The sequence below is a fragment of the Cupriavidus sp. H18C2 genome, from assembly GCF_049393795.1.
Lineage (GTDB): Bacteria > Pseudomonadota > Gammaproteobacteria > Burkholderiales > Burkholderiaceae > Cupriavidus > Cupriavidus pauculus_C.
In genome coordinates this window covers 577,487-604,404 of the sequence record NZ_CP186011.1, presented here as the reverse complement: position 1 = coordinate 604,404, position 26,918 = coordinate 577,487, and the positions used below count along the sequence as shown (strand labels likewise).

Genomic DNA, 26,918 nt, shown 5'->3' with positions numbered 1-26,918 from the left:
TCGCATGGCGCGGCGGCGTGCGTCTTCGTATGCTTCGGGTCGAGCCAAACAAGAACATGCGAGCCACGCCGGCCTCTGGCGTGGGACTCGACCCAGCGAATGAAACTAGCCACACCTTGGCGCCGCGTTGCGGTGCTGCCTGCCGCCGCGCTGACCGGCGCGGCGTTTGCCCAGTCCGCTACGGTCCCCGGCGCGGAATCTTCATCCATCCAGACCCTTCCCACCGTTACCGCCACCGCCCAGGCCGTCGGCTCGCTGACCGCGCCGGGCCTGGCCCGGCAGCGCCAGTCGCTGTTCCAGTCAGCCGGCTCGGTCGGCTTTGTCGAGGCGCAGTCGTTTGCCAACACCTATGCGTACGACTTGCGCGACGTGCTGAAGGACTCGCCCGGCGTCTACGTGCAGGACCGCTACGGCCAGGAACTGCGGCTGTCGGTGCGCGGCTCCGGCGTGGCACGCGGGTTTCACACGCGCGGCATCGAGATCCTGCAGGACGGCGTGCCGACCAACTTTGCCGATGGCAGCGGCGACTTCTACCAGATCGATCCGCTGTCGCTGACCGCCGCCGAGGTCTACAAGGGCGGCAACGGCCTGGCCTACGGCAGCACCACGCTGGGCGGGGCGATCAACTTCACCACGCCCACCGCGCTGACCGCCGAGGCGCCCAACATGGTGCGCGTGGACGGCGGCAGCTTCGGCACGATCCGCGGCAGCGGGCAAGTCTCGCGCCAGATCGGCCAGTGGGACTTCCTGGCCAACGCCACGGTCAGCCACGCCGAAGGCTGGCGCAACCACGAGCGCGGCCAGTACGAGCAGATCAACGCCAACGTGGGCTACCGCTTCAGCCCGGCCGTGGAGACGCGGTTCTACTTCGGCGCCTACATCGTCGACCAGTTGCTGCCCGGCGCGCTGACGCTGAACCAGGCACTGACCACGCCGCGCATGGCGTCGGCCAGCGCGCTGGCGGGCGACCAGGCGCGCAACACCCGCACCGAGCGGCTGGCCAACGTCACCAGCATCCGGCTCGACAACGGCCAGATCGACTTCACGACGTGGGGCATCCACAAGAGCCTGTACCACCCGATCTTCCAGGTGGTGGACCAGGACAGCTGGACCTACGGGTTCGCGCCGCGCTACACCGGCACGTTCACGCTGGGCGGCATGCGCAACCAGCTGATCGCCGGCGCGCGGTTCTTCGGCGGCAACAACAACGCGCGGCAGTACGTCAACGTGAATGGAGACCGGGGCGCGCAGACGCTGAACGCCCGGCAGGACGCCTACAACTACGAGGCGTACCTGGAAGACCGCCTGTACGTGCTGCCCACCCTGGCGCTGATGGCCGGCGCCAAGGCCTACCGCAACCGGCGCGAGTACACCGACTTCGGCGGCCTGCCGGCCAACCCCGCCGCCAAGTCGGACGCCACCACGTTCAGCGGCGTCAACCCGAAGTTTGGCGTGCTGTGGGAGCCGAAGCCAGACATCCAGGCGTTCGTCGACATCACGCGCAGCGCCGACGTGCCGGACTTCTCGGACCTGAACCAGACCATCGGCACCACGCAGCAGTTCGTGCCGCTGGCCGCCCAGCACGGCTGGACGCTGGAACTGGGCACGCGCGGCAAGTGGGATCGCTTTGCCTGGGACGTGACCGCCTACCGGTCGCTGCTGCGCGACCAGTTGCTGCAGTACACGGTCAGCGCCGACATCCCGGCATCGACGTTCAACGCCGGCAAGACGGTGCTGCAGGGGGTGGAACTGGGCGCCAGCGCCGAGCTGCTGCGCGACGTGGCCGCCCGGGGCGACAAGGTGACCGTGTCGCAGATCTGGAACTACAGCGACTTTCGCTTCGACAACGACCCGGTGTACGGCAACAACCGCATCGCCGGGGTGCCGAAACACGTGCTGCGCACCACGCTGGCCTACAGCCGCAACAGCCGCCTGCGCGTGGCCGGCACGATCGACTGGGTGCCCAGCGGCGCCTATGTCGACTACGCCAACACGCTCAAGGTGCCGTCGTACGTGCTGTTCGGCATCGAGGCCAGCTACGAATTCGAGCGCGGCGTGACGCTGTTCCTCGACGCCCGCAACCTGGCCGACAAGCGCTACATCAGCGACTTCAGCACCGTCACCGACGCGCGCACGGCCAACACGTCGGTGTTCTACCCCGGCGTCGGCCGCGCGTTCTATGCCGGGGTGCGGTACCGCTTCTGACGGCGGGCTTACACCTTGCCGTCGTGGATCACCACCGACAAGGTGGTGCGCGGCGGCACCGTCACGCTCTCCCGGTACGTCCCCTTGACCTGACGCCGCACGACTGGCGCCATCGCATACGGCGCCAGCTTGTCCTGTAGCTCTGCGGGCAGCTTGCGCGTGGCGACCTGGGTCTGCAGGTCGATGGCGGGCAGCGGGTAGTCGGCGTCGGTGCGCGCCGGATAGCCGTAGCCGCCGGGCACGGCCGCCGCAGGCACCAGCGCGCCGACACTGGCTGCCCAGCGACGCAGTTCGGGCACCATGCCCGATTCCGGCCGCACCGCACGGATGGCCGCGTCCAGCACCTGCTCGGACGCGGTGTGCGTGCTGTCGTTGAGCAGCTTGCGGAAGAACGGCATGCCGAGCTGCCGGTTCAGGAAGCCGCCCCACGCCCCCCAGACCCCATAGCCGTCGCACGCGTCACCGGCCTTCGGCCACACCGTCACGCTGCAGCCATACATCGGCGTGGTCAGGTACTGCGGCAGGCGGTAGTCGCGCACCTCGTTGTATCCGTCGCCAAGGATGTGGGTCGCATAGTCCTGCACCATGACGGCCGAGCCCTCGTCCAGCCAGTCGGCCAGCGCGTAGTCGGCGCCAAGCCGCACCGGCCGGCGGTAGAAATTCTGCATGTGCAGCGATTCGTGGACCAGCGTCTGGATCGTGGTTCTCATCCCGTCTGGCCTGTCGCCGGACAGCGTGGCGGTATTCAGGAACACCGCGACGGCCTCGTTGCTGGTCGATGTCTCCGTCCCCGGCTCGTTGACAAACGCGTTGGCAGCCAGGAAGTAGCCGGCGGTGCCCTCCTCGGCCAGCCGCAGCAGCACGATGTTGACCGGCTGGCGGTCCGGCGCGATCAGGTCCGACTCGGTGTGCGGGCCCCACATCGGCCCGCCGATGTCGACCAGGAAATCGTGGATCCCGTCGCGACGAGCATAGATCGTCGCGATTGCATCGAGCATGGCGTCGGTCACCTGGCCGGGCCCGTACGCGCTGTCCTCCAGCCAGACGTTGACGACCACGCCGTCGCGCGTGGTCGTCTGGCGGCGCAGCGTGGTATCGCGCGGCTCGCCATCGTCGGTGTACCAGGGCCGCTCCGCGCCGGGCTGGCTGTCGATGACGCTGGGCAGCCGCGATCCGCCGTCCAGCGTATCGGCCGCCATCGGCGGCGCACCCTTGCGCGCCTTGAGCCGCTCCAGCCGCTCGATAAATCCGCGCGTGTTGAACGCCCGGATCCGGTCGGCCGTCGACACCCCGGCATAGGCCACCGCGACGCGGTTCATCGCCATCTGCGGCACCTGCGCCGGCGCCGGTGACGGCTGTGCCGCGGTTGGCGACACCGGCTCCGACTGCGGCTGCGACAGCGGCTGGCCACTATCGTTCGAGAACACCAGCGTCACGTCATTGCCGGGCAGCGTGCCGATGGCCACCGGAACTGTGACCGGCTGGTCGCTGGCATTGGTGTAGGCCCATACACCAGTACCCCGGCCGGCATAGAGCGTCGGCGCCAGCGCACCACAGTCAGTACACGCCGGCGTCACGGTCGACACGGGCGCCGAGTCGTCACCGGAACATCCGGCAATGCCGACCGCGGCCAGCAACCATGTCAGACGCTTGAATTTGGGGGATTGCATCGTTACTCCTTCTTCCACTTCAGAACGGAGTTAGCGTGCGCGTCACGACGTCCGGGTGATTTGACGCCTTCCTAGGCCGACCCAGCTTTCAGCGAACAGCTATGCATCGCCCCTTGCCAATTTGAGATAGCGCAAAAAGAAAAAGCCCTTCCCACCAGGAAGGGCTTCTTTCCAACCACACCACCGCCGGTTCAGTTCACGCGCTGCACCGGCGGGGGCATCCACTTGCCGTCCAGCAGTACCTGGTCGGGCCAGTAGGCGCGCATCATCAGGTTGAAGGCGTCAGGCGGGGCGGGCAGCCAGTTGGCTACCTGGTTCGCGGCCGGGCGTTCGTACTGGATGAAGATGTCGAGCGATCCGTCGCGGTTGTAGCGCAGGCGGTCGCGGCTGCCGATCGAGTAGCGTTGCAACGGATTTGCGACAAGTGCCTGCTTGTCGTTGTATGCGCTCAGCGACCAGAACGCCTTGGCCGGCGGGAGCTCGCCTTTCTCGAAATGGAGCACGTAGCGGCTGCCGCCGTCGAACGGGCGGCCGGTGGCGTCGGCGCGGGCGATGGGGTAGACGGCGTCCTCGGGCAGGTTGGCGCCCAGGCCGGACATGGCCACCGCGGCGCGGCGGGCGTAGTCGGCGCCGTAGTTGCCGGCGTCGCGCTGCACGCGCCAGCCCGAATTGCCGGCCGCGTTCTTGCGGGCCTCCACGGTGATGGCGGCCAGCGCCGCCGTGGCGCCCTCCTGCACGGCGCGCGCGGTGGACGGCTCCAGCACCGTGGTCTTGAACGGTTCGCCGGCCTTGATGTCCATCCGCTGCATCTTCTCCAGCATCGCCACGTCGTCAGGGCCCGGCGGATTGGTCTGCAGCAGCGCCGCCATGCGGCTGAAGAACGCCTGGGCGTCCATGGCCGCCACCTGCTCGGCGGGTGGGGTCTCGGTGTCGATCAGCCCCACGCGCGGCATGGCCGGCGGCGGGTTGCGATTACCCTTGCGCCAGGCGGACAGCTGCACCAGCCGCAACTGGTCCTGCAGGCGATGGACGTTGCCGTAGTCGCCCTTGCCGTTGGTCTGGAAGCGGCCGATCAGCCAGACCATGCCGGTCGGCGCGCGCACCTCGGTCACGCCCTTGGGCAGCGTGCCCCGCCAGTCCGGCCCGACAATCGCGAACGCGCCGCGCCGGGTGCCGGTGGTGCGCTTGCCCGGCGCCGCGAACACGTTGGTCCAGGCGTCGACCATCTGCATCACGTAGTAGCGGCCGCCGGTGTCCGGCACGCTCAGCACCACCGGCTCGGCCGACACATCGACCCAGGCCGTGGAAATCAGCGTATCGGCATTGGCGCTGACGCCGCTGGCCAGCGCCGCGTCGGGCAGCGCGCGATGATGGTTGAAGCTGTTGGCAGGCGTCCGGGCCGTCATCACCTCGCGGGTGACGTCCATCAGCACGAGCGGATAGCCATAGGTGAACACGTCCGCCGACAACGTCTTCATGGCCTGGTCGGAGGGCGGCTGCTCGGCGGCAGGCGCGGCGACGGGCTCGGGCGTGGTCGTGCAGGCGGAAAGACAGACGGCAAGCGCGAGCACGCTTGCCAGTTGGCGTATCGATAGGTTCATGACCCCGTTTCCCAGTGTGGTGGCGACCTTTCGGGAACAACCGCTGAACGTGCCGGGGGGCGCGTGTTGCTCCGGAGGCGCATCTATTCCGAACGAATGATGTGCCTGCGGCTTGGCGGCTGTCAATGACCCCTGCGGACCGTTCCGGGGGATATCGAACACTGGTATGGCGGGGGCTGCGGCGGGCTGCGCCGCCATGTCGGACAGGCGTCACGCGGCGCCTTTGTCCAGCGGCCGGGCGCGCTGCGGGCGCCGGAAATGACGAAGGGCTTCCATTGCTGGAAGCCCTTCTATATAAGTGGCGCGGCTGGCAGGATTCGAACCCACGACCCCTTGGTTCGTAGCCAAGTACTCTATCCAACTGAGCTACAGCCGCACGCGAGGGACGCATTGTATCGCAATTCGTCGCATTCGCAAGTGCTTTTTGCAGCGGGATGTGGAGCGGCCGGCGCGGCGCGTCACCATCGGTACCTGGCGCCCACCGTGCCCCCCGCGTTGCGGCCGCCGCGTGCCTTGACCCAGAGCTTGAGCCCGGTGGGCGAGTTGCTGTGGGCGCCGACATTGAACGAGAACATGCCGCGCAGCAGGTCGGTGTCGATCCGCGTGCCGTTGATGTTGATCGACTTCGTGCGGCTGTCCTGCCACCAGTCGGCCTCGACGAACGGATACACGCCATTGAGCCGCGTCGGCGCCGCGCTGTAGAGCCGCACGGCGAGCCCCGTGGCACTGACCGCGCCCGGCGGCGCGTCCCAGTTGCCGGGCACCGGCGCCATGCCGGGCCGGTACGCCATCTCCACACGCGGCTGCAGGGTCAGGCCACTGCCACTGCGCGACAACGGCGCGTCCAGCGCCAGCGCCATGCTGCGCGCGCGGCTGTCGAGCGTGCCGGTGGCGGTGGTGGCATCGTCGAGATGAACGGCCGGGGCACGTGGCGCGCTGCTGAAGCGGGCCACCACGCGGTCGATCGACGCGAGGTTGATCGTCACCGGTTCGGCATCGACGGCCGCGTCCGGCGGGTTGCGCGACGCGCGCACGGGGACGGGCAGGTCCGGGCCGTCGTCGAGCATGGCCATGCGCGGTGGCGCGAGCGACGGCGGCGCGTCCAGCGCCTGCGCGGCGGCCACGGCCGGCGGCTCGGGCGGCGGACCCAGCGCGGGCGCGTCCGGTGTCACGGACGCCATCGCCAGCGCGTCGCGGCCCGACATGCCGTCCATCGACTCCTCGGCATGCACCACGGCGCTGAGCATCAGCGCGAGTACGAAATAAAGGGGGAGACTGGCGTGCCCGGGATGCGCGCAAACGCGCCCCTCCCGGCCGGACCATTGCCCGGCACACTCCTCTCTCCCGCACATCAGCTGTACGGACATGGCGACCACCTCGTCGGGCGTTGTAGGAAGCATGCCCGATCAGCTTGAGCATAGGTCAAAGGCCGTGCGACGGTTAGCGTCGAATGTGCGATGGCCCGCCGCCTGAATGGCTGACGTCAGGGGGAAAAGGGATGAGTTGGATGATGTCGGACGAGAGAAGGAGTCCGCGAGAGATTGCCCAGAAGAGGACTCGGTCACCCGGGCGCGACCCCGGGCTGGGCTTGCAAGCCCAGCCTTTTCGAGTCGTCGCGGGCAGTCCTCAAGGACTGCCCTTTCTGGGCGTACAAATGAAAAGACCCTGCTCATTGAGCAGGGTCTTGAATATGGTGCCCAGAAGAGGACTCGAACCTCCACAGTGTTGCCACCGCTAGGACCTGAACCTAGTGCGTCTACCAATTCCGCCATCTGGGCTTCGTCTCGCTGCATTGCTGCGGCGATGCGAAGACCGTGATTATGCTGAGCGGGCCGGGGGCTGTCAACACCCTTTTCGCAGAAACCTTAAAAATCGGAAACCGTCAGCCCCGGTGTAGCCGGAAGTCGACTTCGGCCGGCCGGCCCGGCAGCGACAGGTTGGCCGTGGCCGGGGCCGTGCGCGCCAGCACCTTGCCCGCGCGCATCACCAGCAGCCGCGTGGCCCGCAGCCGGATGGCCTCGACCGGGTCGCGGGCCTGCAGCAGAACCAGGTCGGCGCGGCAGCCGGGCGTCAGGCCGTAGCCTTCCAGCCCCAGGATCGTGGCCGGGGTTTCCGTCACGGCCCGGAAGCACGCGCGCATGCCGTCCTGCCCGGTCATCTGGGCCACATGCAGGCCCATGTGGGCCACCTCCAGCATGTCGCCCGAGCCCAGGCCGTACCAGGGGTCCATCACGCAGTCGTGGCCGAATGCCACCGGGATGCCGGCGGCCAGTAGTTCCGGCACGCGGGTCATGCCGCGACGCTTCGGGTAGCTGTCGTGGCGACCCTGCAGCGTGATGTTGATCAGCGGGTTGGCGATGGCGGCCACGCCCGCCTCGCGCATCAGCGGCAGCAGCTTGGACACGTAGTAGTTGTCCATCGAATGCATCGACGTCAGGTGCGACCCGGTGACCCGGCCCTGCAACCCCAGCCGGACCGATTCACTGGCCAGCGTCTCGACATGGCGCGACAGCGGGTCGTCGCTCTCGTCGCAATGCATGTCCACGCGCAGCCCCCGCTGGGCCGCCTCCTCGCACAGCAGCTTCACGGACGCCGCCCCGTCAGCCATCGTCCGCTCGAAATGGGGGATGCCGCCCACCACGTCCACGCCCATGTCCAGCGCGCGCCGCAGGTTATCCAGCGCGCCGGGCGCGCGCAGCACCCCGTCCTGCGGAAACGCCACCAGTTGCAGGTCCAGGTACGGACGCACCCGTTCGCGCACGTGCAGCAGCGCCTCGGTGGCCAGCAGGCGTGGGTCGCAGACGTCCACATGCGAGCGGATCGCCCGCAGCCCCTTGGCCACGGCCCAGTCGCAGTAGGCCAGCGCGCGCTCGACGATGGCCTCCTGCGCCAGCATCGGCTTCAGCTCGCCCCATAGCGCGATGCCCTCCAGCAGCGTGCCGGACGCATTGACGCGCGGCAGCCCGTACGACAGCGTCGAATCCATGTGGAAATGCGCGTCGACGAACGGCGGCGACACCAACTGGCCGGCCGCGTCCAACTCCTCGCCGGCCGTGGCCGCCAGCCGCGGCTCCACGGCGGCAATCCGGCCATCGGCGATGCCGATATCGACATCGGTACGGCCATCGGGCAGGTTGCAGTGACGCAGAATCGTATCGAACATGGGGATGGGTTCCGTGGGATTCGGTTGCAGGGTCAGCGCTCGCCCTTGCGGTACGGCTTCATCAGCGCCTGCGGATAGGCCGCGCGCCGCGCCACCAGTACCAGCGCAAGGATCGACAGGATATACGGCAGCATCAGGTAGATCTGGTACGGCAGCGGCGGCAGCCCCGGCAGGCTGGCGCCGCCCTGCTGCAGCCGCAGCTGCAGCGCGTCGAACGCGGCGAACAGCACCGCGCCCAGCAGCGCGCGCCCCGGCCGCCACGACGCGAACACCACCAGCGCCACGCAGATCCAGCCGCGCCCGTTGATCATGTTGAAGAAGAACGCATTGAACGCCGACAGCGTCAGGAACGCCCCGCCCACGGCCATCAGCGCCGACCCGGCCATGATCGCGCCGATGCGCACCATGCCCACGCGGATGCCCTGCCCCTCGGCCGCGGCCGGATTCTCGCCAACCATCCGCAGCGCCAGCCCCAGCGGCGTGCGGTAGAGCAGCCACGCCAGCAGCGGCGCCATCAGCAGGGCCAGCAGCGTCAGCGCGGTCTCGGCGGCCATCACGGTGCCCACCAGCGGCACGCCGGCCCACCCTGTCATCGGCGGGAACGGGGTGATCGTCGGCGGCGTCGATACCTGCGCAAAGCCCAGCCGGTAGGCGTAGTAGGACAAGCTCGTGGCCAGCATCGTCACGCCCAGCCCGGACACGTGCTGCGACAGCGCCATCGACACAGTCAGCCAGCCATGCAGCAGCCCGAACGCCAGCCCCACCGCCGCGGCCACCGCCACGCCGCCCCAAAGCGGCGCGCCCTGGTAGACGGCCAGCCAGCCGGAGAACGCCCCGGCCACCATGATTCCCTCGATGCCAAGGTTGAGCACGCCCGCGCGCTCGCACAGCAGCACGCCGAGCGTGCCGAAAATCAGCGGCGTGGCCACACGCAGCACCGCGATCCAGAACGGCGCGCCGGCCACGATATCGAACAGTTCCATCAGGCCACCTTCCCGATCCGGTCGAAGCGGATGCGATAGCGGGTCAGCATCGTCGCCACCAGCATGGCCAGCAGCGCCACGGCGACGATCACGTCGGCGATGGCATTGGGCACGCCCACCGCGCGGCTCATGCCGTCCGCGCCCACCAGAATGCCGGCCACGAACACCGCCGACGCCACCACGCCAATCGGATGCAGCCCCGCCAGCATGGCGATCACCACGCCGGTGTAGCCATAGCCGGGCGACATGTCGAGCGTCAGGTAGCCGGTGCGCCCGGCCACCTCCACCACGCCGGCCAGCCCCGCCAGCGCGCCGGACAGCATCGCCGCCAGCAGCGTCACGCGCGCCACCGGCATGCCGGCAAACGCGGCGGCGCGCGCGTTGGCGCCCACCGCGCGCATCTGCAGCCCGAACACCGTGAAGCGGTTGACGGCCCAGACCAGCACCGCCAGGCCGACGGCCGCCAGCAGGCCGCTGTGCACGCGCGATCGCTCCAGCAGCCGCGCCAGTTCCAGCTCGGGCACCAGCGCCACCGACTGCGGCCAGCCCATCGCCAGCGGGTCCTTCATCGGCCCGTCGAGCATCGTCGACACGCCCAGCAGGACGATGAAGTTCAGCAGCAGCGTGGTCACCACCTCGTCCACGCCGAGCCTTGTCTTGAGCATGGCCGGCAGCAGCAGCAACAGCGCGCCGGCCAGCATGCCGGCCGCCACCATCAGGCCGAACAGTACGCCCGGCGGCAGCGACGCGGCCCACGGCGCCGCCGCGCCATCGACCTGCCCGCCCACGGCCACCGCCGCCAGCGCGCCCAGGTACAACTGGCCCTCGGCGCCGATGTTGAACAGCCGCGTGCGGAACGCCACCGCCACGGCCAGGCCGGTCAGGATCAGCGGCGTGGCGCGCGTCAGCGTCTCGGACCACGCAAAGCGCGAGCCGAATCCGCCTTCCAGCAGCAACAGGTAGGCCCGGCCGACCGGCGCGCCGGCGGCCGCCACCAGCAGCGCACAGATCAGCAACGTGACAACGATGGCGCCCACCGGCGCCATGACCAGCGCGGCACGCGACACCGCGGAACGGGCTTCAAGCCGCATGGGCCACCTCCGCGTCGGCATGGCCGCCATCGGCGCCGGCCATCGCCAGGCCAATCGTGCCGAGCGTCCAGGCCGGCGTGGCGCGCGCGGCGCCCAGCCGGCCCGCGTGAATCACCGCGATGCGGTCCGCCAGCGCCATCAGTTCGTCCAGGTCTTCCGAAATCAGCAGCACGGCCGCGCCGCGCGCCGCCGCCTCCAGCAGCTGGCCGCGCACGTAGGCCACCGCGCCAATGTCCAGCCCCCAGGTCGGCTGGCTGGCCACCACCAGCACCGGCGCCTGCGTGCCGCGCACCGAGAACGCGCGGCCCAGAATCAGCTTCTGCATGTTGCCGCCCGACAGCGCGCGGGTCGGCACGTCGATGCCGCCGCCGCGCACGTCGAAGCGCCGCACCAGTTCGCCCGCAAACCGGCGCGCCGCGCGGCCCCGGATCACGCCGCCCCGCACAAAGCCGGGCTGGCCCAGTTGCTCGACGATGGCGTTCTCCCAGACCGCGAGGTCGCCCACCGCGCCCTCGGCGTGGCGGTCCTCGGGAATGCGCGCCACGCCGGCCGCGATCCAGCGGCGCGGCGCGGCCGGCAGCGCCCGCCCGTGCAGCGTGACCTGCCCCGCGGACGCGGCCACCACGCCGCTCATCAGTTCCGCCAGCGCCACCTGTCCGTTGCCGGAGACACCCGCGATGCCGACGATCTCGCCCGCATGCAGCGCCAGCGACACGTCATTGAGGCCCGGCCGCCCGGCCACGGCCGGCACGGTCACGCGGTCCAGCCGGGCCACCACTTCGCCCGTGGCCGTGGGCGCGGCGCGCACCGGCATCTCCACGCGGCGGCCCACCATCAGCTCGGCCAGTTCCGCCTTACCCGTGGCGCGCGCGTCGCGCTCGGCCACCAGCCGGCCGCCGCGCAGCACCGCCACGCGATGCGAGACACGCAGCACCTCGTCGAGCTTGTGGCTGATGAAGATCACCGACAGCCCTTCGGCAATCAACTGCGCCAGCGTGGCAAACAGGCTGTCCACCTCCTGCGGCGTCAGCACGGCGGTGGGTTCGTCCAGGATCAGCACGCGCGCGCCGCGATACAGCGCCTTGACGATCTCCACGCGCTGGCGCTCGCCCACGGAGAGCGATCCCACGCGCGCCTGCGGCTGCACGGCCAGGCCAAAGCGCCGGGCCAGGTCGTCGATGCGCGCCCGCGCGGCGCCGCGCCGCTGGCGCCAGCGCCACAGCGGTTCGGTGCCGATCAGGATGTTGTCCAGCACCGACAGGTTGTCCGCCAGCGTGAAATGCTGGTGGACCATTCCGATGCCGGCAGCCAGCGCGGCGCGCGGGTTGCCCGGCGGCAGCGCCACGCCGTCTACCTCCACGGTGCCGGCGTCGGCCACGTAGTGGCCAAACAGGATATTGACCAGCGTGCTCTTGCCGGCGCCGTTCTCGCCCAGCAGCGCCAGCACCTCGCCACGGTGCAGGTCCAGCGAGATATCGTCGTTGGCCACCAGCGCGCCGAACCGCCGGGTGATATGCGAAAGCCGGAGCACCGGCGGTTCCTGGGACATCGATGTCGGGATAGGCAATGGATACGGCCCCGTCCGCGCGGAACGGGGCGATGCAGGGTGGATCGGCAAACGCGCTTACGGCGTCGACTTCGGCTCGGTCTCCACGGCCTTGACCGCGAACTTGCCGTCGAGGATCGCCTTCTCCTTCGCGCGGACCTTCGTCATCACGTCGGCCGGCACCTTGCCCTCGAACGTGCCCAGCGGCGCCAGTTCCGCGCCCTTGTACTTCATCAGCGAATACTGGCCGTAGTCCTCGTTCCTGAACTGGCCGGCCCTGACCTTGGCCAGCGCGGCCGCGATGGTCGGCTCCATGTGCCAGAGCGCGGACGCCACCACGGTTGCCGGGTACTGCGGCTGGGTGTTGATGACGTTGCCGATGGCCAGCTTGCCGCGTTCCTTGGCCGCGTCCGACACGCCGAAGCGCTCGGCGTACAGCACGTCGGCGCCCTTGTCGATCATCGCGAAGGCGGCTTCCTTGGCCTTGGGCGGGTCGAACCACGAGCCGATGAAGCTCACCGTGAACTTCACCTTCGGGTTCACCTCGCGCGCGCCTTCCATGAACGCGTGCATCAGCCGGTTGACCTCGGGAATCGCGTAGCCGCCCACCATGCCGATATGGTTGGTCCTGGTCATGCCGCCCGCGATCATGCCGGTCAGGTACGACGGCTCCTGGATGTAGTTGTCGAACACCGAGAAATTCGGCGCCTGCGGCTTGCCCGACGACCCCATCAGGAACGCCGTCTTCGGATAGTCCTTGGCCACCTTGCGCGCCGCGCCTTCCACCGCGAACGACTCCCCGACGATCAGCCCGGCGCCCTGCTCGGCGTACTGGCGCATCACGCGCTCGTAGTCGGCGTTGGACACGCTCTCGGAGAACACATAGTCGATCTCGCCGCGCCCCTTGGCCTCGTTGAGCGCCTTGTGGATGCGCGACACCCACTGCTGCTCCACGGGCACCGTGTAGACCGCGGCCACCTTGACCCTGGCCTGCGCGTGGACGGCCGGCGGCAGCCCGACGGCCGCCAGCGTGGCGGCTGCGGCGGCGGCCTTGAGCCAGGTACGGCGAACGCTTCCCTTTTGCATGACTTCACTCCCCTTTTTCTGGTTGGTGGATGGTGATGATGGATGGCCGCCGGCTCAGGCGGCAGGGCTGCCCGGCCCGCTCTCTGGCGGGGCCAGCCCGCAGCCGCGTAGCAGCAGCGCCACCAGGTGCTCGGTGGCGCGCTCGAAGTCCTGCGCGTCCAGCGCGCTGACGTCCAGCACCGCGCAGACCTGCGCCTCGAAATCGGCATAGGTCTGCGTGGCGGCCCAGATCGTGAAAAACAGGTGGTACGGGTCTACCGGCGCCATCTGGCCGGCGTCGATCCAGGCGCGGATCACCAGCGCCTTGCGCGCCACCAGTTCGCGCAGCGCCTGGCGCAGCACGCCGCCAATCTCGGGCGCGCCGTGCAGCAGTTCGTTGGCGAACACGCGCGAGGCATCGGGGTGGCTGGCCGACAGCCGCATCTTGGCGCGGATGTACTGCTCCAGCGCCAGCCGCGGCGGGTAGTCGGCGCTGATGATGTCGGTCTCCGACAGCCACAGGCTCAGCGTATGCGCCAGCACGGCCCGGTACAGCGCCTGCTTGGTGCGGAAGTAGTAGTGCAGGTTCGACTTGGGCACGCCGGCGCGCGTGGCGATGTCCGCCATGGTGGCCCCGGCAAAGCCGGCCCGGGCAAACACGTACTCCGCCGCGCGCAGGATCAGCGCCTCGTTCTCCTGCCGGATGCGGCCGCCCGCCGGTGGGGCGGCGCGCGGCGCGGCGCGTGCGTGGACCCTGGCGTCCATCATGCGTCGTCCATCGGTCGGCCGCCGGTCACTTGGTGCCGTACAGCCGGTCGCCGGCGTCGCCCAGCCCCGGCACGATGTAGCCGTGGTCGTTGAGCTGCTCGTCGATGGCGGCGGTGACGATGGCCACGTCCGGATGCGCGGCCTGCAGCGCGCGCAGCCCGGGCCGCGACGCGATCAGGCAGACGTACTTCATCGTCGTCACGCCGGCCTCCTTGAGCCGGTTGATGGCCGCCACGGCCGAGTTGCCGGTGGCCAGCATCGGGTCCACGACGATCACAAAGCGCTCGTGGATGTCCTCGGGCATCTTGAAGTAGTACTCGATGGGCTCCAGCGTTTCCGGGTCGCGGTACAGGCCGATATGCCCGACGCGCGCGGCCGGCAGCAGGTCCAGCATGCCGTCCAGGAAACCGTTGCCGGCGCGCAGGATCGACACCAGGCAGAGCTTCTTGCCGGACAGCACCGGCGACTGCATCGGCGCGATGGGGGTGCGGATGGCGATGGTCTCCATCGCCAGGTCGCGCGTGGCCTCGTACGTCAGCAGCTGGCTGATCTCGCGCACCAGTCGCCGGAAGTTGTCGGTGGTGGTTTCCTCGCTGCGCACCAGCGTCACCTTGTGCTGCACCAGCGGATGGTTGACCACCATCACGGCGGGCGTGGCCGCGCTGGTTTCGGCAAAGGTCTCCACGGCCGTCGGTGCGTGGGTCATGTCGTTCATGGTGCGCTCCTGGTTGTCCGGGTGTCGCCCGGTGCGGGCGCAGCGGGCCGCCGGCCGCCAGGTGGGGCGGCCGGCCGATGCCTGCGCTGCGAATGCTTCGTGGTCCTGCCGCTAGAACACCGTGCCGTCGCTCTGGATCTCGAACGGCGGCGGGCCACCCGGCGGCCGGCGCTGCGCCGCGATGCGCCGCCCCGCCGCCCAGGTGCCGCCTTCCAGCACGCGCGCCAGCGGAAAATCCTCGGCCTTCAGGCCCAGCGCCTGGCGCACCGCGTCGGCCACCAGATCCAGGCCAGTCACGGTCAGCGCGCGCCATTCCACGATCTCGGGCTCGTCCACCGTATGGGCGCGGCTGGCAAACGCGCGGTCGCGCGGCACGGTCAGTTCGAAGTCGTAGAGCAGGCCGCCGTTGCGGTACTCGGGCAGGCCGGTCAGCGCGTCCAGGCCCACCACGGTCAGGCCGCCGTCCTCCAGCGGCTCCAGCAGCGAATAGGTCAGCCACTGCGTGAGCTTGTGGAATGGCACCAGCCCGCCCGGCGCGGCCGGGTGCCGCCAGCAGTCGCCCAGCGACACGCCATCCATCTGCACGCGGCCCGGCCACACCGGACCCAGCGCCACCAGCAGCGTGCGCAGCACGAACGACGCTTCGATCCGATGGTCCTGCGCGTGCGCGGCCAGGTAGTCGAACAAGTTGCCCAGCCGCGCCGGCGTGCCGAACACGGCCGGCGTGGCCTGCATCACCTCGCCCAGCCGGCGCAGCAGCCCGGCGCGGCCTTCCAGCCCCACCAGCGGGTTGTGCTGCGCCACCTGGAAAGCCGTGGCGATGGTCGACGCGTCGATGCGGGCCAGCCGCTCGGCATCGGCGCGCAGCGGATCGCCCGGCTCGGCCGAGAAGCCGCCGCGCGCGAACAGGTCGAAGCTGGCCACGCCCAGCCCTTCGGACCGCGTCAGCATCATGTCGCTGGCCGGGTCGCGGTAGCGCCAGTCCGGCCCCGCGCCGGCATCGAGCAGCACGCTCGGGATGACGAGGTCGATGCCGATGCGCGCGCGTTCCGCGCAGTGGTCGGCGCCCGACATGCCCGCGCGCTCGCACAGGATCTGCCAGCGGTTGATCGATTCCTGGCCCGGCCCGCCGCTCTCGAAATGGCGCCAGCGGCTGTGGTACGGCACCTTCAGGTCCGGGTAGCGGCGCCGGATCGTGGCGGCCACGTAGTCGGCGATGGCATGCACCCGGTCCGGATGCCAGGTAAAGCGTTCGGACTCGCCGGATGCGACGAATTCGGTCACGGCCGCGCAATGCGTGCGCACCGCCTGGCCGCTCAGCAGCGCCGCGGCGGGGTGGTCGGCCGGCACCGGGCTGTGCCAGCCGCTGCCCGTGCCGGGTTCGTGTCCGGTCGTACCTCCTGCGGAATGTTCGTTCATTCGTTCAACCCCCTGCCCTTTGCCAGGGCGAGTTCGTTGGCATCCGGCGGCGTGTAGCTGGTGAAGTAACCCGCCGCCACCTTCGCATCGATTTCCACGCGCGCATCGGCCGGGATCAGCGCATCGGGGATGGCCACCTGCTCCACCACCTCGATGCCCTGCGCGGTCAGCGCGCCATGCTTCATGTTGCTCATCGAGGCCCAGCGGTCGATGCGCCGGATCCCGAGCCAGTGGAAGACGTCGGGCATCAGTTCCTGGAACCGCATGTCCTGCACGCCGGCCACGCATTCGGTGCGCGCGAAGTACGTCTCCGCGCGATCCCCGCCCACCTGCCGCTTGCGAGCGTTATAGACCAGGAACTTGGTGACCTCGCCCAAAGCCCGGCCCTCCTTGCGGTTATAGACCACGAGCCCCACGCCGCCCTGCTGGGCCATCTCGATGCACACCTCGATGCCGTGTGCCAGGTAGGGCCGGCAGGTGCAGATGTCGGAGCCGAACACGTCCGAGCCGTTGCATTCGTCGTGCACGCGGCAGGCCACGCGCGTCTCGGGCTTGCCGAGCTGGCTGATGTCGCCGAAGAAGTAGAGCGTCATGCCGCCGATGGGCGGCAGGAAGACCTTCAGGTCCGGCCGCGTGACCAGTTCCGGAAACATGCCGCCGGTTTGCTCGAACAGGCTGCGGCGCAGGATGCTTTCCTTGATGTTGAAGCGCCGCGCGATGCCGGGCAGGTACCAGACCGGGTCGATGGCGGCCTTGGTCACGCGCACGTCGCCGTTCGGATAGAGGATGTCGCCATCGGGCTTGAGCCGGCCGGCCGCGATGGCGGCGCCCAGCTCGGGCATGTTGATGTGGGCGCGCGTGATGGCGATGGTCGGGCGGATGTCGAAGCCGGCCGCGATGCGGTCCGCGAAGACCGTGGAGACCAGGTGGCCCCAGGGGTCGAGCGAGACAATCTTGTCCGGGTCGCCCCATTGCGCGTGCGGGCCGATGGCCTCGGCCGGCGCGGTGTCGGTCAGGTCCGGCCGGTGCGCGCGCTGCAGGCTGCCCGACGCCACCGCCAGCGCGCGGTAGATTGCATAGGCGCCCGCATGCGTGCCGATGACGTTGCGCTGCGCGGGGTCGGTCAGGCTGGCGATCACGGGCCCCCGCTCCGCGGCGGTGGGCGCGCCCCACTGGATGGGCTCCGCCGGCTTGTCGCGCCGCGCGTGCGAAGTCAGGACGATGTGATCGGACATGGTCGCCTCCCCGGTGCTGCACCGGAACACGAATCCTGACCAGATGGTCAGGTTTACATGTTCATACTAGGCAACGTCCATGCCAACGCCCAAGTGGGGTTGTTACGGTTGGTGAGGACCCGTACGCACCGGCCGGGTGCGGCGGGGGACGGACATGCGGGGCCGCGCGGGTACTTCGCGGTGCACGTGCACCAGCATCCACCGGCCAGCCCGCCATAAAAAAGCGGCACGATCCGGTAAGGATGCGTGCCGCTTCTGGCGCTTGAGGGGGCGGGTTTAGCCGCCGGCCCGTTGCCCCAGCCGCCCGCGCGCGCGGTTCGGCAGCCCGGCCGTCAGCCAGCCCACCACGGCGCGCACCGGGTTGCCGGCCTCCACATAGCGATGGAAGACCGCGCCGGCGGCGTTGCTGGCCACCCAGGCGAACACCATGCCGGCCGCGTTCAGCATCGGCCGGCCCGGCGCCACGTGCGTGACCACGGCGTTGACCACCAGGCAGACCGGAAAGTGGACCAGGAACACCGAGTAAGAGATCTTGCCGAAGTACGCCGTCAGGCGGCCGCCCGGCCAGTGTTCAAGCCAGCCGCCCCGGCGCGACACCGCCAGCAGCACCGCCGCCGCCAGCGCCACCGCGATCCGCGTGCGGAAATCGACGGCCAGCGCCGCCAAGCCAACCGCGGCCAGCGCCACCAGCGCCCAGCGCGAGCGGTCAGGATGCGACGCCCAGAACGCCAGCGCGCCCAGCCCGTAGGCGCCGAAGAAGTAGACGGCCCAGATGTCCCAGGCCGCGTCGCGGTTGAACCAGAACAGCGACGCGCCGGCCAGCACGGCCACCAGGGGCACCGCCAGCGGCAGCGCCTGGCGGGCCACGGCGCGCGACAGCCAGAGCACCGCCACCATCAGCGCAAACAGTTGCAGGTCGATGGCGATATACCAGACGCCGGCCGACAGCGCGTCCACGTCCAGGATGTTGTGCAGCAGCAGCACATGGGCGACGAACTGCGCCAGATGCGGCGCGGCGGGAATGGAATCGTGCTGCATCCACGTGCGCGCGATGGCGGCGCCGGCAATCGCCACGAGGATGGCGGCCGAGAACGGCACCACCAGCTTCTGGTAACGGCGCCAGACGGTCAGGACGGGATTGGCCACGGTCAGGTAGCCGTCCGGCGCCAGGCTGCGCGCGGCCAGGAAGCCGCTGATGACCAGGAAGACCTGCACGGCGATGCGGGCGTAGTCGGCCAGCCAGCCGATCAGGCCCGGCGCCAGAGGCTGCGCGGCGTCCGACATCGGCCCGTAGAACGCCAGGTGATGCCACACGATCAGCTGCGAGCTGACCGCCTTCAGTGCGTCCACACAGGCCAGACGGGAAGGACGGGGGCTCATTTTCGTTATTTTGTTATGCGGAAGATACAAAGTGGCGGCATTGTACCGGAACGGTGCAGCCGGAAATCCGGCGCGGCGGGGGCCGAGGGTAACGGGATGTAAGGCTTACGGCCGGATGCCGTATCCGCCACTGCACGCGGGCCGTGGCGCCCCGTTTCCGTGCATTAGCTAATAAGAAACAAATTCTTCGCGCGGGCCGGGTGCGGGTATACCCTTGCGGCTTTCCCTGCCTGACCCCGACCATGTCGCTGACCGCTGTCCTTCCTTCCCTCCGACGCCTGCTGGCCGGCGTCGCCCTCGCCACCGCGCTGCCCGCCGCGTTTGCCCAGAGCCCCGTGCTCGACAAGATCCGCGAGACCGGCACCATCACGCTCGGCTACCGCGAATCGGCGTTGCCGTTCTCGTTCGCCGACGATCGCGGCCAGCCCGCCGGCTACGCTGTGGACCTGTGCCTGCGCGTGGCGGACGCCGCCAAGCAGAAGCTCGGCCTGAAGGACCTGAAGGTGCGCTGGCTGCCGCTGACCCCGCAGAACCGCGTGCCGGCCATCGTCAACGGCCTGGCCGACCTGGACTGCGCGCCCAACACCAATACGCTGGAGCGCCAGAAGCAGGTGGCTTTCAGCGTGTCGCACTACGTGTCGACGGTGCGGATGCTGGTGCGGGCCGATGCGGGCATCCAGTCGTTCAGCGACCTGCGCGGCAAGACCGTGGTCACCAGCGCCGGCTCCACGGGTGACCGCCACGTGCGCCGCCTGAAGGGCGAGTACGGCTTCCACGACGTCTACGCCAAGGACCACGGCGAATCGTTCCTGCTGCTGGAAACGGGCCGCGCCCAGGCTTTCGTCATGGACGACGTGCTGCTGGCCGGCCTGCGCGCCAAGTCGAAGGACCCGTCGCAGTACGTGATCGTCGGCCCGGCGTTGTCGGTGGAGCAGAACGCGCTGATGATGTCGAAGGCCGATCCGGCCTGGAAGCAACTGGTCGACCAGACGCTGACACGCACGTTCGCCAGCCCGGACGCCGCCGCGCTGCAGAAGCGCTGGTTCCAGCAGCCGATCGGCAATCGCGGCACCAACCTGGCGCTGGCGCCGTCCGCCGAGGTCGTCAACGCCTGGAAGCACCCCTCCGACGCCGTGACGGAATAGCCATTTCCGGGGCGCCGCCCCCGGATAACCCCTGAGTTGACGCCCCGCCAGCCCTTGTCCACACTGGCCCGAGCCCGGTTCTACCGTCCGGTAGGCCCGGCGACAACACGAACCGCCTTCGTGGAACCCACCGGCGGCAACTCAGAGGAGAACCCGATGCACAAATTGATCGCCACCGCCATCGCCCTGGGCCTGGCCACCGCGTCCGCAGCCGCCATGGCCCAGGACAAGAAGTCGTTCGATCCGTACTCGCAGGGCGCCAAGGCCGGCGAGAAGTTCGACACGTACAGCCAGGGCGCCAAGTCGGGCGACAAGTTCGACCCGTACTCGCAAGGCGCCAACAAGAGCACCCGCGCCGACCTGACCGACCAGACCACGGCCGCCCCGAAGCAGCCGAAGGCCAAGAAGTCGACCAAGAAGGCGGCGCCGGCGAATTGAAGCGCGGTCGGCCGATGTGCGGCCGATCATCAAAAAAATGGAGCCGCGTCAGGCTCCATTTTTCTTTCCGGGCGGTCGGGCAACCTGCGGCGGCTATCGCCCCGCCTCCACCGGATCCATCTCCAGCGCCGTCACGTCCACCTGGTACACCTCGTTGTTCTGCCGGATCTGCGTGCGCAGCACGAATGCTTCCATCGGGCAGTACCAGTCGGTCACGTGCAGCACGCTCGGTTCCAGTTGCAGGATTTCGTCGCCCACCATCAGCGGCCCCAGCGACGTGCGTTTCTCGTAGGTGATCGGCATGCACTCCTTGCGGCCCATCACCGTGTTGATCATCTGCTTGCGACCGACGTGCCGGGAGCCGACGATGATCGACGCATGCAGCGCCTGCATGCTGCCGACCACCTCGTCCTTGCCCAGCGGGTAGATCTTCAGCGCCACGCTGGACTGGAAGGTCTCGCCCTCCAGGATGGCGCCTTCCTTGATGTCCACGCCGGCGTAGTTGAAGACGCCGCTGCCCGTGAACGACGCCTCGCCGAACATCCGCGCATAGCGGGCCCGGGCGTTGATGACGGCGTTGCGGCTGTCGATGCGGGTGCGCGAGGTGGCCGCGTTGCGGTCGATGTTGATCTCGTGGACCTGATCCATGACCACCGGCGGGCCCATCAGCGCCGCAAACGCCGACTTGGAGCGGACTTCGAGCTGGGCGCTGCATCCACGTGCCGTACGCATCACTTCCCGCAAGGTCATGGTGATCGACAGCGGCATCGTCCCGTCGCCCTCCATCTGGACGCGGGAACCCGAGCGGAACCACGGCGCGTCGCAGAGCGCGGCGGCGGCGGGCATCGGCGGCGACATGCCGGACACCGGCGCGGCATCGGGCGCCGACGCCTGCGCGAATGCCGCCGGCGTCACCGCGGCAAGCAGGGACATCACGGCGGACAACAACAAGAGCCTCGGCGCCCGGGTCATGGGGATCTTTCCAAATCAGTGGCCGGCGGCCGCCAGGTCAGTGTCTGCGGGGGTAGGTGCCGGAATGGCGCAAGTATTGCGCGAAATCCGCGCGGCGGAAATGGGGCTTCGGGGTCAATTTCCGGGAACGCCCGGTCGCCGCGCCGGCCTGACCCGAAACGGCCGGCGGCGCCATGCGCTCGTGCTAACATTGCGCGCCCGTGGATGCCGCCCGGCGCCTGCGTACGTGGCGTGCGGGCCCTGCGGCGCCTGCCGCGCGGCCCGTGTCGGACCCCTTGTCCACCAATTCGCGCCATGCCGCGTTGTGGGGAGTCCGCCACCGGGCCACCTGACGAACAGCCTCCGGGACCCCGGCCATTTCAGGAGAGATATGCGTAGTTCTTCGCCCACGCGCCAAGCCGGGCTGCCAGTCGGCATGGTTGCGCTCGTTGTCATCGGCGTCCTGCTGGTCTGGTTCGGTACCCTCGATGCCCGCCACCTGCTACGCCCGGACGAAGGCCGCTACGCCGAGATTTCCCGCGAGATGTTCGCCACCGGCGACTGGGTCACCATTCGCTACAACGCCCTCAAGTACTTCGAAAAGCCGCCCTTCCACCTGTGGGTGACCACGCTGGCCTACGAGCTGTTCGGCGTGGGCGACTGGCAGGCCCGGCTGTGCGTGGCGCTGTCCGGCATTGCCGGGCTGGGCGTGACGATGCTGGCCACCGCGCGCTGGTTTGGGTGCCGCGCGGGCCTGCTGGCCGGGCTGGCGCTGCTGGCCATGCCGATGTGGAGCGTGACCGGCCATTTCAACTCGCTCGACATGACGCTGTCCGGCGCGCTGGCCTGCGTGCTGGCGAGCATGCTGCTGGCCCAGCACCCCGAGGCCACGCCGCGCGCGCGGCTGGGCTGGATGCTGGCCTGCTGGGTGACGATGGGCGTGGCCATCCTGACCAAGGGGCTGGTCGGCATCGCGCTGCCGGGGCTGGTGCTGGTGGTCTACACGCTGCTGACGCGCGACTATGGCCTCTGGCGCCGGCTGCACCTGGTGCCCGGCATCGTCGTGCTGCTGGCGGTGACCGTGCCGTGGTTCTGGCTGGTATCGTCGCGCAACCCCGAATTCCCGCATTTCTTCTTCATCCACGAGCACTGGGACCGCTACACGTCCACCGTGCACGCGCGCAAGGGGTCGATCTGGTTCTTCGTGCCGCTGCTGGTGGCCGGCATGCTGCCGTGGCTGGGCCTGGTGCCGCGCATGTGGGACGTGGTGCGCGACCGCGCCGGTGCCGCGCGCGGCGTGGGCGGCAAGCCGTTCCAGCCGGCGCTGCTGAGCCTGGTCTGGTTTGGCGCGATCTTCGTGTTCTTCAGCCTGTCCGGCTCCAAGCTGCCCGGCTATATCGTGCCGGTGTTCCCGGCACTGGCCATCCTGGCCGCCGTGGCGCTGGACCAGATCAACGAGCGGTCCTGGAAGCGCCAGATCAACGCGCTGCTGGTGCTGGCCGTGGTGGGGCTGATCGCCGCGCCCATCGTGGCCACGCTGGACCGGCCGAGCAATCCCAACGTCGTGTTCCGCGCGTTCGCCGTCTATGTGGGCGTGGCGTTTGCGGTGCTGCTGGCCGGGATGCTGCTGGCGCGCCGGCTGCTGGAATCCCGCGGGCTGTTCCCGAGCATCACCGCGTTCGCGCTGTCGATGTTCCTGACCTGCACCATCGGCCTGATGGGCCACGAGGTCATGGGCCGCCGCGCGTCGGGCGTGGACATGCTGCCGGCCATCAAGGCCGCGCTCAAGGACGACATGCCGATCTACGGCGTGCGCATGCTGGATCACACGCTGCCGTTCTATCTTGGCCGCACGCTGACCATGGTCGAAGCTGCCGACGAGCTGTCGTTCGGCACCGAGCAAGAGCCGGACAAGTGGATCCCGACGCTCGACGCGTTCATCGCCAAGTGGCAGGACGGCCAGCCCGCGCTCGCCATCATGTCGCCGGACATGTATGACAGCCTGGCGGCGCGCCAGGTGCCGCTCTACGTGGTGGCGCGCGACCTGCGGCGCGTGGTCGCCAGCAATTTCCCGCCGCCGGCCCCGGCGCCCCGGAACACCCCATGACCCTGTCGACTTTCGCTTTCATCCTCACGGGCGTGCTGCTCAACGCCTGCGCGCAGCTGCTGCTCAAGGCCGGCACCAACGCCGTGGGCGCCATCACGCTGGAACGCGCGACGATCCTGACCACGGCGTTCCGCGTGCTGACCCAGTGGCCGGTGATCGCCGGGCTGACCTGCTACGTGATCAGCGTGGGCGTGTGGATCGTCGGGCTCTCGCGCGTGGACGTTTCCATCGCCTACCCGATGCTGTCGCTTGGCTACGTGGTCAACGCGCTGGCCGCGTGGTGGCTGTTCGGGGAGATGATCGGCCCCTTGCGCATGGCCGGCATCGTGCTGATACTCGCTGGCGTTTTCCTGATTGCCCGTTCCTGACCCCATGACTGCTTCCGCTCCGCAGGATTTCCTGCCGTTCGTCCGCCCCCAGATCGACGACGCGACCATTGCCGAAGTGGGCAAGGTGCTGGCATCGGGCTGGATCACGTCCGGCCCCAAGGTGCAGGCGTTCGAGGCGGCGCTGTCCGACCTGTTCGGCGGCCGGCCCGTGCGCACGTTCTCCAACGGCTCGGCCACGATGGAGATTGCGCTGCGCATCGCCGACATCGGCCCGGGCGACGAGGTCATCACCACGCCGATCACCTGGGTGGCCACGGCCAACGTGGTGCTGGCCGTGGGCGCCAGGCCGGTGTTCGTCGACATCGACCCGGTCACGCGCAACATCGACCTGGACGCCGTGGAGGCCGCCATCACGCCACGCACGCGCGCCATCATGCCGGTGTACCTGTCCGGCCTGCCGGTCGACATGGACCGGCTCTACGCCATTGCGGGGCGCCACGGCCTGCGGGTCATCGAGGACGCCGCGCAGGCCATCGACTCGCGCTGGCGCGGCCAGCGCATTGGCGCGTTTGGCGACCTGGTCAGCTTCAGCTTCCAGGCCAACAAGAACATCACGACTGTCGAAGGCGGCTGCCTGGTCATGAACACACCCGAGGAAGCCCGGCGCGCCGAGCGCCTGCGGCTGCAGGGCGTGATCCGCACCGGCATGGACGGCATGGACGTCGAGGAACCGGGCGGCAAGTTCAACCTGACCGACGTGAACGCGGCGATCGGGCTGGCGCAACTGGCGCAGCTCGATGGCATCACCGCCCGCCGCGCCGCGCTGGCCGAGACCTATTTCCGCTGTGCGGCCGACCTGGGCCTGGCCGACCTGGGCATCGAACTGCCCGTGCCGCGCGACGCCGACGTCGCCACCACGAACTGGCACATGTTCCAGGTGGTGCTGCCAACCGACCGGCTCGAAGGCGGCCCGGCCGACGCGCGCCGCCGCGTGATGGAAGCCATGCGCGACCTCGGCGTGGGCACCGGTGTCCACTACCCGCCCGTGCACCTGTTTACCTATTTCCGCTCGCTGGGCTGGCGCGAGGGCATGCTGCCGCATGCCGAGCGCATTGGCCGCGGCATCGTGACGTTGCCGTTGTTCCCGGCCATGCAGGCCGCCGACGTCGAGCGGGTTTGCGCAACCCTCAGCGAAACATGCAAACGTCTCTCTCACTAAGTCCCGTCGAGGTCTCGGTCGTTATTCCCGTCTACAACGAGGAAGACGGCCTGCAGGCGCTGTTCGACCGCGTCTATCCGGCGCTGGACAGCCTGGGCGAATCGTACGAGATCATCTTCGTCAACGACGGCAGCGCGGACCGCTCGCCGGCGATGCTGGCCGCGCAGTACCACAAGCGCCCCGACGTGACGCGCGTGATCCTGTTCAACGGCAACTTCGGCCAGCACATGGCCATCCTGGCCGGCTTCGAGCACACGCGCGGGCGCATCGTCATCACGCTGGACGCCGACCTGCAGAACCCGCCCGAGGAAATCCCGCGCCTGGTGGCCGAGATGCGCAAGGGCCACGACTACGTGGGCACCATCCGGCGCCAGCGCAACGACACGGCGTTCCGGCGCTATGCGTCGCGCGCGATGAACCGGCTGCGCGAGCGCATCACCAAGATCAAGATGACGGACCAGGGCTGCATGCTGCGCGCCTACGACCGGAACATCATCGACACGATCAACGCGTGCCGCGAGGTCAACACGTTCATCCCGGCGCTGGCCTACACGTTCTCGTCGAACCCGGTCGAGATCGAGGTGGGCCACGAGCAGCGCCACGCCGGGGAGTCGAAATACTCGCTCTACCAGCTCATCCGGCTGAACTTCGACCTCGTGACCGGCTTCTCGATCGTGCCGCTGCAGTGGTTCTCGGCCATCGGCACGATGCTGTCGATCACGTCGGCCGGGCTGTTCGTAGTGCTGCTGATCCGGCGTTTCATCCTGGGCTCTGAAGTCCAGGGCGTGTTCACGCTGTTCGCCTTCAACTTCTTCCTGATCGGCATCATGCTGTTCGGCATCGGCCTGCTGGGCGAGTACATCGGCCGGATCTACCAGGAAGTCCGCGACCGGCCGCGCTACCGCATCCAGGCGGTGCTGGAGCGCGACCCCGAACGTGACGGCCAACCGGAGGCATCGTGCGCGCCGTAGTCTTTGCCTATCACAACGTCGGCGACCGCTGCCTGCGCGTGCTGCACGCGCAGGGCGTGGACGTGGCGCTGGTGGTCACCCATCGCGACCGGCCCGACGAGAACATCTGGTTCCAGCGCGTGGCGGACACCGCCGCGGAGTTGAACCTGTCCTTCGTCTATGGCGAGGACCCGGCAGATCCGGCGCTGGCCGACGCGATCCGCGCCGCCGCGCCCGACGTGATCTTCTCGTTCTACTACCGCGCGATGATCCCGGCCGACGTGCTGGCCATCGCGCCACGCGGCGCCTTCAACATGCACGGCTCGCTGCTGCCCACGTACCGGGGCCGCGTGCCCGTGAACTGGGCCGTGCTGCATGGCGAGACCGAGACCGGCGCCACGCTGCACGCGATGGAAGCCAAGCCCGACGCCGGCTACATCGTCGACCAGACCGCCGTGCCGATCCTGCCCGACGACACCGCCGGGCAGGTCTTCGAGAAAGTCACCGTGGCCGCCGAGCAGACGCTCTGGCGCGTGCTGCCCGCCATGAAGGCGGGCCAGACGCCCAAGCGCCCGAACCGGCTGGCCGACGGCAGCTACTTCTCGGGCCGCAAGCCCGAGGACGGCCGGATCGATTTCCGGCAGCCCGCGGCAGCCGTCTACAACCTGATCCGCGCCGTGGCGCCGCCCTACCCCGGCGCGTTCACAGACCTGGGCGGCCGCCGCTTCATCGTGGCCCAGGCGCGCCGGCTGGACGCCGCCGCCGTACCCGGCGGGCTGCCACCGGGCCTGCACGTCGTGGACGGCCGCATCGTCGCCATCTGTGGCGACGGCGGCGCGCTACGGGTGCTGCAACTGCTGCAGGGCAGCAGCGCCGACCATGCGGACCCCGTGTCCGCCCCCGAATTCCAGAACATCACCGCACAGCATTGAAAGGAT

At 69.3% G+C, this 26,918-nt stretch carries 22 protein-coding genes and 2 tRNA genes; 8 read left to right on the top strand and 16 right to left on the bottom strand.

The features are described from left to right. Positions 1-99: 99 nt before the first annotated feature. The gene (locus EPAKOI_RS19245) at positions 100-2,205 is read left to right on the top strand and encodes a TonB-dependent receptor family protein (protein ID WP_423194328.1); all 2,106 of its coding nucleotides are present in this window, start codon (positions 100-102) and stop codon (positions 2,203-2,205) included. An 8-nt stretch (positions 2,206-2,213) separates the two neighbouring features. Here the strand turns inward: EPAKOI_RS19245 and EPAKOI_RS19240 are convergent, their stop codons facing one another. The 15 genes from EPAKOI_RS19240 to EPAKOI_RS19170 form a co-directional block, all read right to left on the bottom strand. Next, on the bottom strand, positions 2,214-3,875 hold the full coding sequence (locus EPAKOI_RS19240; RefSeq protein WP_423194327.1) for a M30 family zinc metallopeptidase: 1,662 nt from the start codon (positions 3,873-3,875) through the stop codon (positions 2,214-2,216). A gap of 191 nt (positions 3,876-4,066) precedes the next feature. Continuing rightward, the gene (locus tag EPAKOI_RS19235) at positions 4,067-5,476 is read right to left on the bottom strand and encodes a DUF1254 domain-containing protein (protein WP_423194326.1); all 1,410 of its coding nucleotides are present in this window, start codon (positions 5,474-5,476) and stop codon (positions 4,067-4,069) included. A gap of 299 nt (positions 5,477-5,775) precedes the next feature. Further along, positions 5,776-5,852, bottom strand: a tRNA-Arg gene (locus EPAKOI_RS19230). Positions 5,853-5,934: 82 nt separating this feature from the next. Next, positions 5,935-6,723 (bottom strand): hypothetical protein, encoded by a 789-nt coding sequence (locus tag EPAKOI_RS19225; protein ID WP_253700238.1) that lies wholly within the window; start codon positions 6,721-6,723, stop codon positions 5,935-5,937. A 444-nt stretch (positions 6,724-7,167) separates the two neighbouring features. Then, positions 7,168-7,254: transfer RNA gene (locus EPAKOI_RS19220), tRNA-Leu, on the bottom strand. Between the two features lie 104 nt (positions 7,255-7,358). Then, positions 7,359-8,639, bottom strand: coding sequence for an amidohydrolase family protein (locus EPAKOI_RS19215; protein WP_423194325.1), 1,281 nt, complete (start codon positions 8,637-8,639; stop codon positions 7,359-7,361). Between the two features lie 32 nt (positions 8,640-8,671). Then, complete coding sequence (locus EPAKOI_RS19210; RefSeq protein ID WP_124686660.1) at positions 8,672-9,625, bottom strand: ABC transporter permease; 954 nt, start codon at positions 9,623-9,625, stop codon at positions 8,672-8,674. After that, positions 9,622-10,713 (bottom strand): ABC transporter permease, encoded by a 1,092-nt coding sequence (locus EPAKOI_RS19205; protein ID WP_423194324.1) that lies wholly within the window; start codon positions 10,711-10,713, stop codon positions 9,622-9,624. The genes EPAKOI_RS19210 and EPAKOI_RS19205 overlap by 4 nt, the downstream gene beginning before the upstream one ends. Continuing rightward, entirely contained in the window at positions 10,703-12,262 is a 1,560-nt protein-coding gene (locus EPAKOI_RS19200) for an ABC transporter ATP-binding protein (protein WP_423194323.1), read from the bottom strand. Before EPAKOI_RS19200 ends, EPAKOI_RS19205 begins: the two co-directional genes overlap by 11 nt. A gap of 75 nt (positions 12,263-12,337) precedes the next feature. Further along, positions 12,338-13,345, bottom strand: a complete 1,008-nt coding sequence (locus EPAKOI_RS19195) for a BMP family protein (RefSeq protein WP_423194322.1) — start codon at positions 13,343-13,345, stop codon at positions 12,338-12,340. Between the two features lie 54 nt (positions 13,346-13,399). Then, a complete protein-coding gene (locus EPAKOI_RS19190) occupies positions 13,400-14,089 on the bottom strand; it encodes a TetR/AcrR family transcriptional regulator (RefSeq protein ID WP_409559005.1) in 690 nt (229 codons plus the stop codon). 28 nt (positions 14,090-14,117) lie between these two features. Continuing rightward, the gene (gene upp / locus EPAKOI_RS19185; RefSeq protein WP_124685178.1) at positions 14,118-14,807 is read right to left on the bottom strand and encodes a uracil phosphoribosyltransferase; all 690 of its coding nucleotides are present in this window, start codon (positions 14,805-14,807) and stop codon (positions 14,118-14,120) included. A gap of 111 nt (positions 14,808-14,918) precedes the next feature. Next, positions 14,919-16,226, bottom strand: a complete 1,308-nt coding sequence (locus EPAKOI_RS19180; RefSeq protein ID WP_423194321.1) for a URC4/urg3 family protein — start codon at positions 16,224-16,226, stop codon at positions 14,919-14,921. After that, a complete protein-coding gene (locus EPAKOI_RS19175; RefSeq protein WP_124685180.1) occupies positions 16,223-17,461 on the bottom strand; it encodes a GTP cyclohydrolase II in 1,239 nt (412 codons plus the stop codon). The genes EPAKOI_RS19180 and EPAKOI_RS19175 overlap by 4 nt, the downstream gene beginning before the upstream one ends. Positions 17,462-17,737: 276 nt before the next feature. Further along, complete coding sequence (locus EPAKOI_RS19170; protein ID WP_423194320.1) at positions 17,738-18,841, bottom strand: acyltransferase family protein; 1,104 nt, start codon at positions 18,839-18,841, stop codon at positions 17,738-17,740. A gap of 242 nt (positions 18,842-19,083) precedes the next feature. On the opposite strand from EPAKOI_RS19170, the gene EPAKOI_RS19165 reads away from it, so the two are divergent. Further along, positions 19,084-19,986, top strand: coding sequence for an amino acid ABC transporter substrate-binding protein (locus EPAKOI_RS19165; RefSeq protein ID WP_423194319.1), 903 nt, complete (start codon positions 19,084-19,086; stop codon positions 19,984-19,986). Positions 19,987-20,142: 156 nt separating this feature from the next. Next, on the top strand, positions 20,143-20,424 hold the full coding sequence (locus EPAKOI_RS19160; RefSeq protein ID WP_423194318.1) for an amino acid ABC transporter permease: 282 nt from the start codon (positions 20,143-20,145) through the stop codon (positions 20,422-20,424). Positions 20,425-20,517: 93 nt separating this feature from the next. Here the strand turns inward: EPAKOI_RS19160 and EPAKOI_RS19155 are convergent, their stop codons facing one another. Then, positions 20,518-21,357 (bottom strand): hypothetical protein, encoded by an 840-nt coding sequence (locus tag EPAKOI_RS19155; protein WP_253700240.1) that lies wholly within the window; start codon positions 21,355-21,357, stop codon positions 20,518-20,520. Between the two features lie 409 nt (positions 21,358-21,766). Between EPAKOI_RS19155 and EPAKOI_RS19150 the strand changes: the two genes are divergently transcribed. From EPAKOI_RS19150 to EPAKOI_RS19130, 5 genes are read left to right on the top strand one after another with little or no spacing between them, the layout of a single operon-like run. After that, positions 21,767-23,482, top strand: coding sequence for a glycosyltransferase family 39 protein (locus EPAKOI_RS19150; protein ID WP_423194317.1), 1,716 nt, complete (start codon positions 21,767-21,769; stop codon positions 23,480-23,482). Then, the gene (locus tag EPAKOI_RS19145) at positions 23,479-23,850 is read left to right on the top strand and encodes an SMR family transporter (RefSeq protein ID WP_124685185.1); all 372 of its coding nucleotides are present in this window, start codon (positions 23,479-23,481) and stop codon (positions 23,848-23,850) included. Before EPAKOI_RS19150 ends, EPAKOI_RS19145 begins: the two co-directional genes overlap by 4 nt. Before the next feature lie 4 nt (positions 23,851-23,854). Further along, a complete protein-coding gene (locus EPAKOI_RS19140; RefSeq protein ID WP_423194316.1) occupies positions 23,855-25,030 on the top strand; it encodes a DegT/DnrJ/EryC1/StrS family aminotransferase in 1,176 nt (391 codons plus the stop codon). Further along, positions 25,009-26,001, top strand: coding sequence for a glycosyltransferase (locus tag EPAKOI_RS19135; protein ID WP_124685187.1), 993 nt, complete (start codon positions 25,009-25,011; stop codon positions 25,999-26,001). The genes EPAKOI_RS19140 and EPAKOI_RS19135 overlap by 22 nt, the downstream gene beginning before the upstream one ends. After that, the gene (locus tag EPAKOI_RS19130; RefSeq protein ID WP_423194315.1) at positions 25,989-26,912 is read left to right on the top strand and encodes a formyltransferase; all 924 of its coding nucleotides are present in this window, start codon (positions 25,989-25,991) and stop codon (positions 26,910-26,912) included. The genes EPAKOI_RS19135 and EPAKOI_RS19130 overlap by 13 nt, the downstream gene beginning before the upstream one ends. Positions 26,913-26,918: the final 6 nt, after the last annotated feature.

Coding starts and splice junctions, on each gene's coding strand:
- EPAKOI_RS19245 (WP_423194328.1), top strand. CDS start 100: ATGAAACTAGCCACACCTTGGCGCCGCGTTGCGGTGCTGCCTGCCGCC.
- EPAKOI_RS19240 (WP_423194327.1), bottom strand. CDS start 3,875: ATGCAATCCCCCAAATTCAAGCGTCTGACATGGTTGCTGGCCGCGGTC.
- EPAKOI_RS19235 (WP_423194326.1), bottom strand. CDS start 5,476: ATGAACCTATCGATACGCCAACTGGCAAGCGTGCTCGCGCTTGCCGTC.
- EPAKOI_RS19225 (WP_253700238.1), bottom strand. CDS start 6,723: ATGCTCAGCGCCGTGGTGCATGCCGAGGAGTCGATGGACGGCATGTCG.
- EPAKOI_RS19215 (WP_423194325.1), bottom strand. CDS start 8,639: ATGTTCGATACGATTCTGCGTCACTGCAACCTGCCCGATGGCCGTACC.
- EPAKOI_RS19205 (WP_423194324.1), bottom strand. CDS start 10,713: ATGCGGCTTGAAGCCCGTTCCGCGGTGTCGCGTGCCGCGCTGGTCATG.
- EPAKOI_RS19200 (WP_423194323.1), bottom strand. CDS start 12,262: ATGTCCCAGGAACCGCCGGTGCTCCGGCTTTCGCATATCACCCGGCGG.
- EPAKOI_RS19195 (WP_423194322.1), bottom strand. CDS start 13,345: ATGCAAAAGGGAAGCGTTCGCCGTACCTGGCTCAAGGCCGCCGCCGCA.
- EPAKOI_RS19190 (WP_409559005.1), bottom strand. CDS start 14,089: ATGGACGCCAGGGTCCACGCACGCGCCGCGCCGCGCGCCGCCCCACCG.
- upp (WP_124685178.1), bottom strand. CDS start 14,807: ATGAACGACATGACCCACGCACCGACGGCCGTGGAGACCTTTGCCGAA.
- EPAKOI_RS19180 (WP_423194321.1), bottom strand. CDS start 16,226: ATGAACGAACATTCCGCAGGAGGTACGACCGGACACGAACCCGGCACG.
- EPAKOI_RS19175 (WP_124685180.1), bottom strand. CDS start 17,461: ATGTCCGATCACATCGTCCTGACTTCGCACGCGCGGCGCGACAAGCCG.
- EPAKOI_RS19170 (WP_423194320.1), bottom strand. CDS start 18,841: ATGAGCCCCCGTCCTTCCCGTCTGGCCTGTGTGGACGCACTGAAGGCG.
- EPAKOI_RS19165 (WP_423194319.1), top strand. CDS start 19,084: ATGTCGCTGACCGCTGTCCTTCCTTCCCTCCGACGCCTGCTGGCCGGC.
- EPAKOI_RS19160 (WP_423194318.1), top strand. CDS start 20,143: ATGCACAAATTGATCGCCACCGCCATCGCCCTGGGCCTGGCCACCGCG.
- EPAKOI_RS19155 (WP_253700240.1), bottom strand. CDS start 21,357: ATGTCCCTGCTTGCCGCGGTGACGCCGGCGGCATTCGCGCAGGCGTCG.
- EPAKOI_RS19150 (WP_423194317.1), top strand. CDS start 21,767: ATGCGTAGTTCTTCGCCCACGCGCCAAGCCGGGCTGCCAGTCGGCATG.
- EPAKOI_RS19145 (WP_124685185.1), top strand. CDS start 23,479: ATGACCCTGTCGACTTTCGCTTTCATCCTCACGGGCGTGCTGCTCAAC.
- EPAKOI_RS19140 (WP_423194316.1), top strand. CDS start 23,855: ATGACTGCTTCCGCTCCGCAGGATTTCCTGCCGTTCGTCCGCCCCCAG.
- EPAKOI_RS19135 (WP_124685187.1), top strand. CDS start 25,009: ATGCAAACGTCTCTCTCACTAAGTCCCGTCGAGGTCTCGGTCGTTATT.